Origin of the sequence: Streptomyces ortus (assembly GCF_026341275.1) — a bacterium.
Classification (GTDB): domain Bacteria; phylum Actinomycetota; class Actinomycetes; order Streptomycetales; family Streptomycetaceae; genus Streptomyces; species Streptomyces ortus.
Genome location: NZ_JAIFZO010000001.1, coordinates 393,068 through 410,103, shown reverse-complemented (window position 1 = coordinate 410,103; position 17,036 = coordinate 393,068). Strand labels below are relative to the sequence as shown.

The following is a 17,036-nucleotide window of genomic DNA, read 5'->3' as shown; positions in this document are numbered from 1 at the left end:
GGATATACATTGAAGTAGCTATACATTGCTGTCAAATTGCTTGATTTAATAGCCCCTTTCGGGGCGTGAGCGTTGACCGGGGTGCGGGAATGTCTGGATCGCATAGTGACCATCGTGACCTGATGGCCGGACAGCTTGGCGTATGGCACGCGCAGCAATTGAATCCGGATAACCCGATCTACAACATGGGTGAATACATAGAGATTCACGGAGCGGTGGACACGGAGTTATTCGAGGCGGCCCTGCGGAGGGTCGTCCTGGAAGTGGACTGTTTCGGTCTGCGCTTCGAGGGGGCCGCGGACGAGGTTCCGCGGCAGCGTTTCGACCGGCGGGACGACTGGCCGTTCCACGTGATCGACGTGAGCCGTGAGGAAGATCCACGGGCCGGCGCCGAGAGCTGGATGCGGGCGGACATGCGGCGCCCGGTCGATCTCCGGGACGGTGAACTCTTCACCGAGGCCGTGATCAAGGTGGAGGAAGACCTCTTCCTCTGGTACCAGCGAATTCACCACATCGTCGCAGACGGACTCGCGGGATCCCGGATAGCCTCCCGAGTCGCCGCGGTCTACACGGCACTGCTGGCCGGTGAAGAGCCCACGGACAGTGCGCCGCCATCGAGTTCCGTACTGATGGACGCCGACGCCGACTACCGGGCGTCAGCGGAATTCGAAGCGGACCGGCAGTACTGGTCGGAACGTCTGGCCGATCGTCCTCGGCCGGTCAGTCTCAGCGGCCGGGAACCCTCCACCGTCCCCCATGAGCTGACACGGCACACGATCCGCATCTCCCCCGACGCCGCCACGGAACTCCGAAGCTCCGCGCGTCGCCTGGGAACAAGCCTGTCGGGCCTGGCCGTCGCCGCGAGCGCCGCCCACCTGCATCGCGCGACAGGGCAGGAGGACATCATCCTCGGGGTCCCCGTCATGGGCAGAAAGACCGCACTGCGGGACATCCCGGGAATGACGGCCAACATCGTTCCGCTGCGCCTCGCGGTGCAGCCGAAGGCCACCGTGAAGGAACTCGTGAAGCAGGTGACTCGCGGAGTGCGAGACGCTCTGCGGCATCAGCGGTACCGCTACGAGGACATTCTCAGGGACCTGAAACTCGTAGGGCGCAGCGGACTGTATCCCCTGCTGGTCAATATCGTTTCTTTCGACTACGACGTGCAATTCGGTGGTGCCTCCAGCAGTGCACACGGGCTCGGTGGCATAAATTTCAACGACCTGTCGGTTTCGGTGTACGACAGGTCGTCCGACGGCAGGATGTCCGTGGTCGTGGAGGCCAATCCGGATCTCTACAGCCGGAAAGCGGTGCAGGAGCACGCCGCCCAGTTCCTCGGCGTGCTGAACTGGATGGCGAGTTCCGCCGCGGATGAACGCGTACACCGGATCACTTTGATGAGCCGCTCCGAGCAGCGACGGGTCCTGGAGGAGTGGAACGACACCGCCCGGGAGGTGACGGCGGCGACGCTGCCGGAGCTGTTCCAGGACCGGGCCGCCCGCACCCCCGACGCGACCGCGGTGGTCTTCGAGGGTGCCGAGGTGACCTATGCGGACCTCAACGCGCGGGCCAACCGCCTCGCCCGGCTCCTGATCGACCGGGGCGTGGGACCCGAGTCGCCGGTCGCGGTGATGATGCACCGTTCCGTCGACCTGGTGGTCGCCCTCCTGGCGGTGGTCAAGGCCGGCGGCGCGTACGTACCCGTCGACCCGGACTACCCCGCCGTCCGCGTCACTCACGTCCTCGCCGACGCACGGCCCCGTCTGGTGCTCACCAGCACGGACCTGGTTTCCCGGCTCACCGGCGGAGAGGTGCCGTGCCTGGCCGTCGACGACCCCCGCAGCATGACCGCGCTCCAAGGCTTCGACGACACCGACCCCACCGACACCGAACGCCGTGCCGCCCTGCTGCCCGCTCACCCCGCCTACGTCATCTACACCTCAGGCTCCACCGGACAGCCGAAGGGTGTGGCCGTACCACACGCGGGCATCGTCAACTGGCTGACATGGCTGCAGGGCACCTACCACTTGACCGCCTCGGACCGGGTGCTGCAGAAGACCCCCTTCGGGTTCGACGTGTCAGTACGGGAGTTCTTCTGGCCGCTGCTGCAGGGCGCGACGATGGTCGTCGCCAAGCCCTCGGGCCACCGCGACCCCGGATACCTGGCAGAGTTGATCCAACGCGAACATGTCACGATCGCGCACTTCGTTCCGTCCCTGCTGCAGGTCTTCCTCCGTGAACCGGCCGCCGTCGCCTGTACCGGCCTGCGAGCCGTGTTCTGCAGCGGCGAAGCACTTGCCGGAGACGTCGTCAGGCACTTCCGGAACGTTCTGGATATTCCGCTGCACAACCTCTACGGCCCCACCGAGGCCTCGGTCGAGGTCACCGCATGGACGTGTGACAGCGACACCGGCGACAGCGGCGTCCCCATCGGCCGTCCGATCTGGAACACCCAGGTGTACGTGCTGGACCCGGCCCTGCGTCCGGTGCCGGTGGGTGTCGCGGGTGAGCTGTACCTGGCCGGTGCGGGCCTGGCCCGCGGGTATCTGGGCCGGCCGGGACTGACATCGGAGCGGTTCGTCGCCAACCCCTACAGCGGCTCGGGTGAACGGATGTACCGCACCGGCGACCTGGCCCGTTGGAACACCGATGGCGAGTTGGAGTATCTGGGGCGGACCGATGACCAGGTGAAGGTACGGGGTTTCCGGATCGAGCTGGGTGAGGTGGAGGCCGGGCTGCTCGCCCATCCCTCAGTGGCTCAGGCGGTCGTGGTCGTACGCGAGGACCGTCCTGGCGACAAGCGCCTGGTCGGCTACGTCGTTCCGGCGAGCGGCCCGGAGGGGCTGGACAACGCTGTCATGCGTCGGCATCTCCAGAGGGTGTTGCCGGAGTACATGGTGCCGTCGGTGCTGGTGGTTCTGGACGCGCTGCCGTTGACGGTGAACGGCAAGCTGAATCGCGGGGCTCTGCCCGCGCCGGAGTTCCAGCCGTCCGGTGGTGGCCGGGGTCCGGCCACGGTGCAGGAGGAACTCCTGTGCTCGGTGTTCGCCGAAGTCCTCGGCCTGTCCACCGTAGGCGTGGACGACAACTTCTTCGAACTGGGCGGCCACTCACTGCTGGCGACTCGGTTGGTGAGTCGTGTCCGGTCGGTTTTTGGCGCGGAGGTGGCGATCCGGACGGTGTTCGAGGGACCGACCGTGGCCGCTCTGGCGGATCGGTTGGCGTCTTCGGATGCGCGGCGGCTGCCGTTGGTCCGCGCGGAACGGGCGGAACGGGTGCCGGTCTCGTTCGCGCAGCAACGACTGTGGTTCCTGGCGGAGTTGGAGGGCCCGTCGTCGACGTACAACATTCCGGTGGCCCTGCGGATGACCGGGGCGTTGGATGTCGGTGCTCTACAGGCCGCGCTGGGTGACGTGGTGGGCCGGCACGAGGTGCTGCGGACGGTGTTCGCGACGGTGGACGGACAGCCCTACCAGCGGATCCTTCCGGTCGACGAGGTGTCGGTGTCCCTCGCGGTCGAGCGGGTGACCGATATCGGGGCGGTGGTCGACCGGGCAGCGGGTCACTGCTTCGACCTCGCGACCGAGATCCCCTTGCGGGCCTCGCTGTTCCAGACAGGTACCGACGAACACGTCCTGGTCGTCGTCGTGCACCACATCGCCGGTGACGGATGGTCGATGGCGCCGCTGGCACGTGATCTGTCAGCCGCCTACACGGCACGGTCCGCCGGTCGGACGCCGCACTGGGCAACGTTGTCGGTGCAGTACGCCGACTACAGCCGGTGGCAGCGCCAACTGCTCGGTGAGGAAGCCGACTCGGCCAGTGTGCTGTCCCGACAACTCGGTTACTGGCGTGAGGCACTGGCCGACCTGCCCCTGGAACTGACGTTGCCGTTCGACCGGCCACGGCCAACGGTCTCCACCCACCAGGGCGGAAGCGTCGAACTGACCATCGACGCCCGGATCCACGGTGCCCTGAAGGAACTGGCCAGAGCACAGGGCGTGACCGTGTTCATGGTGGTGCAGGCGGCGCTGGCCGTCCTGCTGCACCGCCTCGGGGCCGGAGACGACATCCCCGTCGGCACCCCGGTCGCCGGCCGCACCGACGAGGCGCTGGACGACCTGGTCGGGTTCTTCGTCAACACCCTCGTCCTGCGCTCGGACCTGTCCGGCGACCCGACCTTCCTGCAACTGCTGGCCAGGACGAGGGAAACGGACCTCGGCGCCTACACGCATCAGGATGTGCCCTTCGAGCGGCTGGTGGAGGACCTGGCCCCGGTCCGGTCGATGAGCCGCCACCCGCTGTTCCAGATCATGCTCACCCTGCAGAACACCGCCGCGGTCCGCCTCGACCTGCTCGGCCTGAACACCGAGGTACTGCTCGCGGGCGTCGTCCCGGCCAAGTTCGACCTGGACTTCCAACTCGCCGAGCAGATCACCGACGACGGCATCCCAGCGGGCCTGACCGGACTGGTCATCTATGCCACCGACCTGTTCGATCCCGCGAGCGTCGAGGCGATCGTGCGGCGCTTCCTCCTGGTCCTGGAGACCGTGACAACGGATCCGTCGGTGCCGGTCAGCCGTATCGATGTGCTGGACACCGCGGAGCGGGAACGGATCCTCTCCGGGTGGAACGCCCTGCACGGAGTGGGGAGCGCCGCCGCCCACGAAGTTCCGCGGACCACGCTGGCCGAACTGTTCGAGGCTCAGGTCGCACGTACCCCTGACGCGACCGCGGTGGTTTTCGACGACGCCGAGGTGGCCTACGCGGAGCTGAACACGCGCGCGAACCGGCTGGCCCGCCTCCTCGTGGAGAGGGGTGCCGGGCCGGAAGAACGTGTGGCGGTGCTGATGGACCGCTCCCCCGACCTCGTCGTCGCACTCCTCGCCGTGGTCAAGACCGGAGCCGCGTACGTCCCGATCGACCCTGCCTACCCCGCCGAACGCATCACCTACATGCTCGACGACGCCCAGGTCAGAGCGCTGGTCACACACCAGGCAGTGACAGGCGCGGTGGGTGCGGACAGCAACACGGGAACCAATGCGGACACCTACACGGACACCGATGCGGACGACGGTGTGACGCGCATCGTGACGGATTCCCCGGACACCACCGCGGCCCTGTCCGCCATGGCCGGGGGGAACCTCACGCAGCACGAACGAGCGGCGGCGCTCCTGCCCGCCCACCCCGCCTACGTGATCTACACCTCCGGCTCCACAGGACGCCCCAAGGGTGTCGAGGTGAGCCACGCGGCGGTCTCCCACTACCTCGACTGGGCAGTCGGCGCATACCCCGGGCTGAGCGGCCGGACCGTGCTGCACTCGTCGGTCGCGTTCGACCTGACCGTCACACCCTTGTACGGGACGCTGATCTCGGGCGGCGCCCTGCACATCGCGGACATCCAGGACGGGCTTGCCACCGAACTGGCGCCCACTTTCCTCAAAGTGACGCCCAGTCACCTGATCCTGCTGTCCGAGGAGCCCGCCGGATCCTTCATCCGGGGAGACCTCGTCGTCGGCGGCGAGAACCTCACGGGTGAGCAGCTCACACGGTGGCGGTCCGCGCACGGGGACGTGCTGATCACGAACGAGTACGGGCCCACTGAGGCGGCCGTCGGATGTGTCACCTTCACCATCCGTCCCGAGGACCCGGATGCACCGGGTGCCGTCCCCATCGGCCACCCCGTCCCCAGCACGAGCGTCTTCGTGCTGGACGTCGCCTTGCGGCCGGTACCGCCGGGGGTGGCGGGCGAACTGTACCTGGCAGGTGCCCAACTGGCGCGGGGGTATCTGGGCCGGCCGGGGTTGACGGCGGAACGGTTCGTGGCGAATCCGTTCAGTGGGTCAGGTGAGCGGATGTATCGCACCGGGGACCTGGCGCGGTGGAACGCCGAGGGACAACTGGAGTATCTGGGCCGTGCTGATGACCAGGTGAAGGTACGGGGTTTCCGGATCGAGTTGGGTGAGGTGGAGGCCGGGCTACTCGCCCATCGGTCCGTGGGTCAGGCGGCGGTGGTGGTGCGTGAGGACCGCCCCGGTGACAAGCGCCTGGTCGGCTACCTCGCCTCGGCGGGCGGCCCAGGGGGCGTCGACATCGCTGTCCTGCGTACGCATCTGCAGAGCGTGTTGCCGGAGTACATGGTGCCGTCGGTGCTGGTGGTTCTGGACGCGCTGCCGTTGACGGTGAACGGCAAAGTGGATCGTAGGGCTCTGCCCGCCCCGGACCACCAGGCGGGCGACCGCGGGCGGGGGCCGGCCACGGTGCAGGAAGAGATCCTGTGCTCGGTGTTCGCCGAAGTCCTCGGCCTGTCCACCGTAGGCGTGGACGACAACTTCTTCGAACTGGGCGGCCACTCACTGCTGGCGACTCGGTTGGTGAGTCGTGTCCGGTCGGTTTTCGACGCGGAGGTGGCGATCCGGACGGTGTTCGAGGGACCGACCGTGGCCGCTCTGGCGGATCGGTTGGCGTCTTCGGATGTACGGCGGCTGCCGTTGGTCCGCGCGGAGCGGGCGGAACGGGTGCCGGTCTCCTTCGCGCAGCAACGACTGTGGTTCCTGGCGGAGTTGGAGGGCCCGTCGTCGACGTACAACATTCCGGTGGCCCTGCGGCTGACGGGTGACCTGGACGTCGAGGCGTTGCGGATGGCGCTGGGTGACGTGGTGGGCCGGCACGAGGTGCTGCGGACCGTGTTGGCGACGGTGGACGGACAGCCCTACCAGCGGATCCTTCCGGTCGACGAGGTGTCGGTGTCCCTGGCGGTCGAGCGGGTGACCGAAATCGGGGCGGCGGTCGACCGGGCGGCGGGTCACTGCTTCGACCTCGCGACCGAGACCCCCTTGCGGGCCTCGCTGTTCCAGACAGGTACCGACGAACACGTCCTGGTCGTCGTCGTGCACCACATCGCCGGTGACGGATGGTCGATGGGGCCGCTGGCGCGTGATGTGTCGGTTGCCTATGGGGCTCGTGTTGCTGGCGGGGTGCCTGGGTGGGTGCCGTTGGGGGTGCAGTACGCGGATTACGCGGTGTGGCAGCGCGAGCTGCTGGGAGGTGAGGATGATCCGGACAGTGTGCTGAACCGGCAGTTGGGTTTCTGGCGCAAGGCATTGGACGGGATACCGCAGGAGTTGGTGTTGCCGTTCGACCGGCCGCGGCCGGCGGTGGCTTCGCACCGTGGCGGCCGGGTGGATGTGCGGGTGCCCGCTGAACTGCATGCCCGGGTGGCGGAACTGGCCCGCGCCGAAGGCGTGACGGTCTTCATGGTGTTGCAGGCGGCGCTGGCGGTGTTGCTGTGCCGGGTGGGGGCGGGACAGGACATTCCGGTGGGCACTCCGGTCGCGGGCCGCACGGACGAGGCGCTGGACGAGTTGGTGGGATTCTTCGTCAACACGCTGGTGATGCGCACGGATCTCTCCGGTGATCCCTCGTTCGCCGCGCTGCTGGAGCAGGTCCGGGAGAACGGTCTGGCCGCGTTCGCACATCAGGATGTGCCCTTCGAGCGATTGGTCGAGGACCTCGCCCCGGTCCGGTCGATGGCCCGCCATCCCCTGTTCCAGGTCATGCTCGCCCTGCAGAACACCGCAGAGGCCGCCCTCGATCTCCCCGGCATCGACACCGAACACCTGCCCACCGGCGAACCGGCAGCCAAATTCGACCTGTCCTTCGCTCTGACCGAGACCTTCCACACCGACGCTCCCCCTGGCAGCCGTGCGGGCCGTGATGCCCGTCCGGCCGGTCTGACCGGCGGTATCGACTACGCCCTCGACCTGTTCGACCGCACAACCGTGGAGACCCTGGCGGAGCGGTTCGTCCGCGTCCTGGACACCGTCACCGCCCACCCCCACCAGCAGGTCAGCGGCGTGGACGTACTGTCAGCAGAGGAACGACACCAAGTCGTCGCAAGATGGAACGACACCACCCGCAAGGTGACGGCGGCGACGCTGCCGGAGCTGTTCCAGGCCCAGGTCACCCGCACCCCCGACGCGACCGCGCTGGTCTTCGAGGACGTGGAACTGAGTTATGCGGAACTCAATTCGCGTGCCAACCGGCTTGCCCGGCTGCTGGTCGATCGCGGAGTGAGCCCCGAGTCGCTGGTCGCGGTGATGATGCCCCGTTCGGCCGACCTCGTCGTCGCCTTCCTCGCGGTGACCAAGGCAGGCGGCGCCTATCTGCCCGTCGACCCGGACTACCCCGCCGACCGCGTCACCTACATGCTCACCGACGCCCAGCCACTCCTGGTGCTCACCACCACGGACCTCACCCCCCGCCTCACCGTCAGCCATCCGCCCTACGTGGCTGTCGACGACCCTCGTACCCTCACCGCGCTCGACGAGCTCGCCGCGAGAGACCTCACCGACGCCGAGCGCCGTACGCCCCTGTTGCCGGCGCATCCCGCGTATGTCATCTACACCTCCGGTTCGACGGGACGGCCGAAGGGGGTGGCCGTCACGCATCAGGGACTGCCGAGCCTGACCGGCCCGCAGGCGGCGGAGTTCGCGGTCACGACAGGGAGCCGGGTGCTGCAGTTCGCCTCGGCCAGCTTCGACGCGGCGGTATGGGAAACGGTGACGGCCTTGTGCAACGGCGCCTGCCTGGTGGCGGCCCCGTCCCACGACCTGCTCCCCGGCCAGGCACTCGTCCGCCTCGTCACCGAACGATCCGTCACCCACGCCCTTCTGCCTCCCGCGGTACTGGCTCTCATGGAGCCGGACAGCCTGCCGTCGCTCACCACCCTCATCGCCGGTGGCGAGGCCCTGAGTCAGAACGTGGCCGCGCTCTGGGCCGACGGCCGTCGTCTGGTCAACGCCTACGGACCGACCGAATCCACCGTCTGCGCCACCACCACCCGACCTCTGTCCACCGCCGACGACGTCACCCCGTCCATCGGCACGCCCATCCCCAACACCCGGGTGTACGTGCTGGACTCGGCCTTGCGCCCGGTGCCGGTAGGTGTCGCCGGCGAGCTGTACCTGGCCGGCACAGGCCTGGCCCGCGGATATCTGGGCCGCCCAGGACTGACATCGGAGCGGTTCGTCGCCAACCCCTACGGCGGCTCAGGCAAACGGATGTACCGCACCGGCGACCTCGCCCGCTGGAACGCCGACGGAGAGTTGGAGTATCTCGGGCGAACCGACGACCAGGTGAAGATTCGGGGTTTCCGGATCGAACTGGGTGAGGTGGAGGCCGCGTTGAGCGCGCACCCGTCCGTGGGTCAGGCGGCGGTTGTCGTACGCGAGGACCGTCCCGGGGACAAGCGCCTGGTCGGCTACCTCGTACCCGCCATCGGTCACACCGGCGCAGTCGACACCGCTGCCCTGCGCACCCATCTCGGCACGAGGCTGCCGGAATACATGGTGCCGTCCACGCTGGTGACCCTGGACGCGCTGCCGCTGACCGCGAGCGGCAAGCTGGATCGGAAGGCGTTGCCCGCCCCGGACCACCAGGCGGGCGACCGCGGCCGGGGGCCGGCCACGGTGCAGGAGGAAATCCTGTGCTCGGTGTTCGCCGAAGTCCTCGGCCTGCCCACCGTCGGCGTGGACGACAACTTCTTCGAACTGGGCGGCCACTCACTGCTCGCGGTGCGGGTGGTCGAGCTGCTCCGTGCCCGGGGGATGTCGGTCGACGTGCGGTCGTTGTTCACGGCGCCCACGGCTGCCGGCCTGGCCGCGTCGGAAGGGCGGGCCGAGGTCGCGGTGCCGGAGAACCGGATCCCGGAGAACGCCGCGACCCTTTCCCCCGACATGCTCCCCATGGTGGATCTGACCAGCGCCGAGATCGACCGGATCGTGGCCCGGGTGCCCGGCGGAGCGGGCAACGTGGCGGATGTGTACCCGCTGGCACCGCTCCAGGAAGGAATCCTCTTCCACCACCTGATGGGTGACTCCGGTGACGGCGCCGACGTGTACGTACTGCCGGTGCTGTTGGGGTTCGACTCCCGGCAGCGGCTCGACGGGTTCGTGAGCGCACTGCAGAAAGTCGTCGACCGGCATGACATCCTGCGGACCGCCGTCCTGTGGGAAGGACTGCGCGAACCCGTCCAGGTGGTGGTGCGTCGGGCCGCGATTCCGGTGGAAGACGTCAACCTGCCCGAGGGCCCTGACGACGAGGCGACCGGCCGGATGCTGGCCGCGTGTCCTGGATCGATGGACATCGGCCAGGCACCGCTGATCCGCGTGTACACGGCGACCGACCCGGTGAACGGTCAGCGGCTCGCACTCGTCCAGGCCCATCACCTGATCTCGGACCACACCACGCTGGACGTACTGCTGCAAGAGGTGCGCGCATTCACCACGGGCCGCGAGGACACTCTGCCCGCGCCCCTGCCGTTCCGGAACTTCGTTGCCCAGGCCCGCCTACGGGTGGCGCAGGAGGAACACCAGAAATACTTCTCCACCCTGCTGGGAGACGTGACCGAGCCGACCGCTCCGTTCGGCCTGCTCGACGTCCGCGGCGACGGCACCGGGGTGACGGAGTCCCGGCGCGTGATGGACGCGGACCTCGCACGGCGACTGCGGGGCCAGTCCCGCCGGCTGGGCGTGAGTCCGGCCACGGTCCTGCATGTGGTGTGGGCGCGGGTTCTGGCAGCCACCTCGGGCCGGGACGACGTCGTGTTCGGGACGGTCCTGTTCGGCCGTATGGCCGCGGGAAGCGGCGCGGACCGCGTTCTTGGCCTGTTCATCAACTCCCTGCCGGTACGGGTACGGACGCACGGCGCGCCGGTGGGGGACACGGTCCGGTCGGTGCAGAACCAGCTGGCCGACCTGCTCGTCCACGAACACGCCCCTCTGAAGCTCGCCCGCCAGGCCAGCGGCATCAAGGCGGACACCCCGCTGTTCACCTCCCTGTTCAACTACCGGCACTCCAGGAGCAGCGAGCCACGCACGGACAACGGCCTCGACGGCGTCGAGTTGCTGTACGACCAGGAGCGGACCAACTACCCGGTCGCCCTGAGCGTCGACGACACGGGTGACGGCTTCGCCTTCACGGTGCAGGTCGCCGAACCTGTCTCGGGCCCATCGCTGTGCGCCATGGTCCACACCGCCGCCGAGAGCGTCGTCACAGCCCTGGAGACAGCACCGCACCACCGGATGAGCGCGGTGGACGTCCTCAATCCGGCGGAGCGGAAGCGGATTCTGGTCGAGTGGAACGACACCGCCCGGGAGGTGGCGGCGGCGACGCTGCCGGAGCTGTTCCAGGCCCAGGCCACCCGCACCCCCGACGCGACCGCGCTGGTCTTCGAGGACGTGGAACTGAGTTATGCGGAACTCAATTCGCGTGCCAACCGGCTTGCCCGGCTGCTGGTCGATCGTGGAGTGGGTCCCGAGTCGCTGGTCGCGGTGATGATGCCCCGTTCGGCCGACCTCGTCGTCGCCTTCCTCGCGGTGACCAAGGCAGGCGGCGCCTATCTGCCCGTCGACCCGGACTACCCCGCCGACCGCGTCACCTACATGCTCACCGACGCCCAGCCACTCCTGGCGCTCACCACCACGGGCCTCACCCCCCGCCTCACCGACGAAGAGGTGCCCCACCTGGCCGTCGACGACCCCCGTGCCACTGCCGCACTCAAGAGGCTCGACACCTCCGACCTCACGGACACCGAACGTCGTATCCCTCTGCTGCCCGCCCACCCCGCGTATGTCATCTACACCTCCGGTTCGACGGGACGGCCCAAGGGGGTGGCCGTCACGCATCAGGGACTGCCGAGCCTGACCAGCCTGCAGGCGGCGGAGTTCGCGGTCACGGCAGGGAGCCGGGTGCTGCAGTTCGCCTCGGCCAGCTTCGACGCGGCCGTGTGGGAGACGGTGATGGCCCTGTGCAACGGCGCCTGCCTGGTGGCGGCCCCGTCCCACGACCTGCTCCCCGGCCAGGCACTCGTCCGCCTCGTCGCCGAACGATCCGTCACCCATGCCACCTTGCCCCCCGCGGTGCTGGCTCTCATGGAGCCGGACAGCCTGCCGTCGCTCACCACCCTCATCACGGCCGGTGAAGCCCTGAGCCAGAACCTGGCCGCGCTCTGGGGCGGCGGCCGTCGTCTGGTCAACGCCTACGGACCGACCGAATCCACCGTCTGCGCCACCACCACCGGACCTCTGTCCACCGACGACGACGTCACCCCGTCCATCGGCACGCCCATCCTCAACACCCAGGTGTACGTGCTGGACTCGGCCTTGCGCCCGGTGCCGGTAAGTGTCGCGGGCGAGCTGTACCTGGCCGGCGCAGGCCTGGCGCGGGGGTATCTGGGCCGGCCGGGACTGACGGCGGAACGGTTCGTGGCGAATCCGTTCAGTGGCTCGGGTGAGCGGATGTACCGCACCGGTGACCTGGCCCGCTGGAACGCCGACGGAGAGTTGGAGTATCTCGGGCGGACCGACGACCAGGTGAAGGTACGGGGTTTTCGGATCGAGTTGGGTGAGGTGGAGGCCGGGCTGCTCGCCCATCCGTCCGTGGGTCAGGCGGCGGTGGTGGTGCGTGAGGACCGCCCCGGTGACAAGCGCCTGGTCGGCTACCTCACCTCGGCGAGCGGCCCAGGAGGTGTCGACAGCGCTGTCCTGCGTACGCATCTGCAGAGCGTGTTGCCGGAGTACATGGTGCCGTCCGCGCTGGTGGTTCTGGATGCGCTGCCGTTGACGGTGAATGGCAAAGTGGATCGTAGGGCGCTCCCCGCCCCGGACCACCAGGCGGGCGACCGCGGCCGGGGGCCTGCCACGGTGCAGGAAGAAATCCTGTGCTCGGTGTTCGCCGAAGTCCTCGGCCTGCCCACCGTAGGCGTGGACGACAACTTCTTCGAACTGGGCGGCCACTCCCTGCTCGCGGTGCAGCTGACCAACAGGATCCGGACGGCCCTCGGCGTGGAAGTCACGATGCGGGCGCTGTTCGAGGCTCCGACCGTGGCCGGACTCGCGCGGTGTCTGACGGATTCGGGCGCGGCACGTCCCGCACTGGTCGCGAGGGCACGCCCCAGGAGGCTACCGGTCTCGTTCGCGCAGCAACGACTGTGGTTCCTGGCGGAGTTGGAGGGTCCCTCGGCGACGTACAACATTCCGGTGGCCCTGCGGCTGACCGGGGCGTTGGATGTCGGTGCTCTACAGGCCGCGCTGGGTGACGTGGTGGGCCGGCACGAGGTACTGCGGACCGTCTTCACATCCGATGAGGGCAGGCCGTATCAGCAGATCCTTCCGCCGCCTGCCTCTTTTGATCTGCCGGTGATCGAGGTGGAGCAGGAGGGGTTGGCGGGGACGGTTGCCGAGCTGGCAGGCCGTGCCTTCGACCTGGCGGCTGAGCCTCCCCTGCGGGCGTGGCTTCTGCGGACCGGACCGACTGAAAGCGCACTGGTGATGGTGGTGCACCACATCGCCGGTGACGGGTGGTCGATGGGGCCGCTGGCGCGTGATGTGTCGGTTGCCTATGGGGCTCGTGTTGCTGATGGGGTGCCTGGGTGGGTGCCGTTGGGGGTGCAGTACGCGGATTACGCGGTGTGGCAGCGCGAGCTGCTGGGAGGTGAGGATGATCCGGACAGTGTGCTGAACCGGCAGTTGGGTTTCTGGCGCAAGGCATTGGACGGGATACCGCAGGAGTTGGTGTTGCCGTTCGACCGGCCGCGGCCGGCGGTGGCTTCGCACCGTGGCGGCCGGGTGGATGTCCGGGTGCCCCCTGAGCTGCATGCCCGGGTGGCCGAACTGGCCCGCGCCGAAGGCGTGACGGTCTTCATGGTGCTGCAGGCGGCGCTGGCGGTGTTGCTGTGCCGGGTGGGGGCGGGACAGGACATTCCGGTGGGCACTCCGGTCGCGGGCCGCACGGACGAGGCGCTGGACGAGTTGGTGGGATTCTTCGTCAACACGCTGGTGATGCGCACGGATCTCTCCGGTGATCCCTCGTTCGCCGCGCTGCTGGAGCAGGTCCGGGAGAACGGTCTGGCCGCGTTCGCACATCAGGATGTGCCCTTCGAGCGATTGGTCGAGGACCTCGCCCCGGTCCGGTCGATGGCCCGCCATCCCCTGTTCCAGGTCATGCTCGCCCTGCAGAACACCGCAGAGGCCGCCCTCGATCTCCCCGGCATCGACACCGAACACCTGCCCACCGGCGAACCGGCAGCCAAATTCGACCTGTTCCTCAGCCTGAGCGAAACCTTCCACGCCCACACCGAGACGGACTTGGACACTCCCTCCGGCAGCCGTACGGGCCGTGGTACCCGTCCGGCCGGTCTTACCGGCGGTATCGACTACGCCCTCGACCTGTTCGACCACACAACCGTGGAGACCCTGGCGGAGCGGTTCGTCCGCGTCCTGGACACCGTCACCACCCACCCCCACCAGCAGGTCAGCGGCGTGGACGTACTGTCAGCAGAGGAACGACACCAAGTCGTCGCAGGATGGAACGACACCACCCGCAAGGTGACGGCGGCGACGCTGCCGGAGCTGTTCCAGGCCCAGGCCACCCGCACCCCCGACGCGACCGCCGTGGTCTTCGCCGGTACCGAGGTGACGTACGCCGAGCTCGACGAACGTGCGAACCGGCTCGCCCGGTTGCTGATCCGCCGCGGTATCGGCCCCGAGCGCATCGTCGGGCTGGCCGTGCCCCGCTCGGTGGACCTGATCGTCGGTCTGCTGGCGGTGCTGAAATCGGGCGCCGGTTATCTGCCGATCGATCCGGAGTATCCGGCCGGGCGGATCGCGTTCATGCTGGCCGACGCCGTCCCCTCGCTGACGCTGACCACCGCGGAGGTCGCCGGGCGTACGACCGCCGGGCCCACACTGCTGCTGGACGACCCCGGGACAGTCGCCGAACTCGTCGCGTTGCCGACCGAGGCCCCTGGCGACGGGGAACGGACCGGTCCGCTGCTGCCGGAGCACCCCGCGTACCTGATCTACACCTCCGGCTCCACCGGGCGTCCCAAGGGTGTGGTGATGTCCTGCGGCGCGCTGCTCAACCTGCTGGCCTGGCACGCTTCCGCCATCCCCGCGGAGCCCGGTTCGCGGGTCGCCCAGTTCACCGCGGTCAGCTTCGACGTCTCGGCCCAGGAGATCCTCTCGGCTCTCCTGGACGGCAGGACCCTGGTGGTGCCGGACGAGGAGACCCGGCGTGACCCGGAGGAGTTCGCGACATGGCTGAGGGAGCAGCGGACCACTGAGCTGTACGCCCCCACCATGATGCTGGACGCCCTCGGTGAGGCCGTGGCCGAGCGGGGCACGGATCTGCCTCGGCTACGTCATGTCTCCCAGGCCGGCGAGGCCCTCGTGCTCAGCGACCGGGTCCGTGACCTGGTAGGAGCGGCCGGGACGGTGCTGCACAACCACTACGGTCCGTCCGAGACCCACGTGGTCACCGCCCATACACTCCCGACGGACCGGGCGGCCTGGCCCGGGGGTGCCGCGCCGATCGGCCGCCCGGTGTGGAACACCCGGGTCTACGTGCTGGACCCGGCCCTGCGGCCGGTGCCGGTGGGTGTCGCGGGTGAGCTGTACGTCGCCGGCGCGCAACTGGCCCGCGGCTACCACGCCCGGCCGGGGCTGACTGCGGAGCGGTTCGTGGCGAATCCGTTCAGTCCGGGTGGGCGGATGTACCGCACCGGGGATCTGGCCCGCTGGAACACCGACGGGGAGTTGGAGTATCTGGGCCGTGCGGATGACCAGGTGAAGGTTCGGGGCTTCCGGATCGAGTTGGGGGAGGTGGAGGCCGGGCTGCTCGCCCATCCGTCCGTGGCCCAAGCGGCGGTGGTGGTGCGTGAGGACCGTCCCGGGGACAAGCGCCTGGTCGGCTACCTCATACCCGCCGCCGGTCACACCGGCGCAGTCGACACCGCTGCCCTGCGCACCCATCTCGGCGCGCGGCTGCCGGAATACATGGTGCCGTCCACACTGGTGACCCTGGACGCGCTGCCGCTGACCGCGAACGGGAAACTTGATCGGCGGGCACTTCCGGCGTCGGACCCGACCGCGTCCGCGCCGAGCCCGGAACCCTCCTCCATCCAGGAGGAAGTTCTGTGCGGAATCTTCGCCGAAGAACTGAACGTGCCGCACATCGGCGTCACGGACAATTTCTTCGAACGCGGCGGACATTCGCTCCTGGCGGTCAAGTTGGTACGTCGGATCCGTACCGTCATGGGTGTCGAGGTGTCCCTCCAGATGCTGATGGAAACGCCTACCGTCGCAGGGCTCGCGCATCGGCTCAGTTTCCCCCTGACGACGGAATCCCTCCGCACGCTGCTTCCCATCAGAACGCACGGGGACCAGCCGCCTCTCTTCTGCGTCCACCCACGATCCGGATTGAGCTGGTGCTTCGCGCCTCTGGCCGGATCCGTACCCCCTGACATCCCCCTGTACGGCGTGCAGGCGCGGGATGTCGACGGTGCGGGAGAGTTGCCGGGATCCATCCGGGAAATGGCGGCAGAGTACGTCGCGGAGTTGCGTACCGTGCAACCGTCCGGTCCGTACCGTCTGCTCGGGTGGTCGATGGGAGGCCGCGTGGCGCAGGAGATGGCGGTCCAACTGCACGAGGACGGCCAGCAGGTGGCACTCGTCATCATGGGTGGCTATGCACCCGCCCCACTCGACACATTCGACTTGGACGAGGCGGGCCGGGAATCCGTGGAGCTCATCCGTCGAGTAATGCGGGAACGCGATGACAACAGCCGCGACGGTCATGAGGGTGCGCCGGACATTCTCGACGAGGCGCCGTCTCTCCGTGATCTCGCCGGGCTTCCCGACTACTTCCGCAGCGAGATCTCAGAAGAAGAGGCCGAAGTACGGGCGAGGATCATCGCGAACAACACCCGCGTCTACGTGAACCACTACCCTCGCAGGTTCCACGGCGACGTCCTCTTCATCTCGTCGCACGAACTGGAGGACGGTTGGGGCCGTGCCATGTGGCAGCCCTATACGTCCGGGCACATAAGCGAGTCGAGGCTGCCTTGTTCTCATGACGAAATGGCCGACCCTCCCATGCTCTCCCTGCTGTGGAACCACGTTGCCGAATGGCTGGCCACCGCAGCGGACGGAGAGTCTTCCCGATGAGTAACTCCTCCCTTCGAGCGACAGACAGGA

1 protein-coding gene is annotated in these 17,036 nt (G+C 68.4%); it reads left to right on the top strand.

The genetic code is table 11. The features are described from left to right. Nucleotides 1-122 precede the first annotated feature (122 nt). Nucleotides 123-17,006 carry a non-ribosomal peptide synthetase gene (locus K3769_RS01580; protein ID WP_267024591.1) on the top strand — a complete coding sequence of 5,628 codons (16,884 nt, stop codon included), beginning with the start codon at nt 123-125 and terminating at the stop codon, nt 17,004-17,006. The last annotated feature ends 30 nt before the right edge of the window (nt 17,007-17,036 follow it).

Bases quoted from the DNA above. Each gene is read 5' to 3' on its own strand.
- K3769_RS01580 (WP_267024591.1), top strand. From the start codon at position 123: ATGGCCGGACAGCTTGGCGTATGGCACGCGCAGCAATTGAATCCGGAT.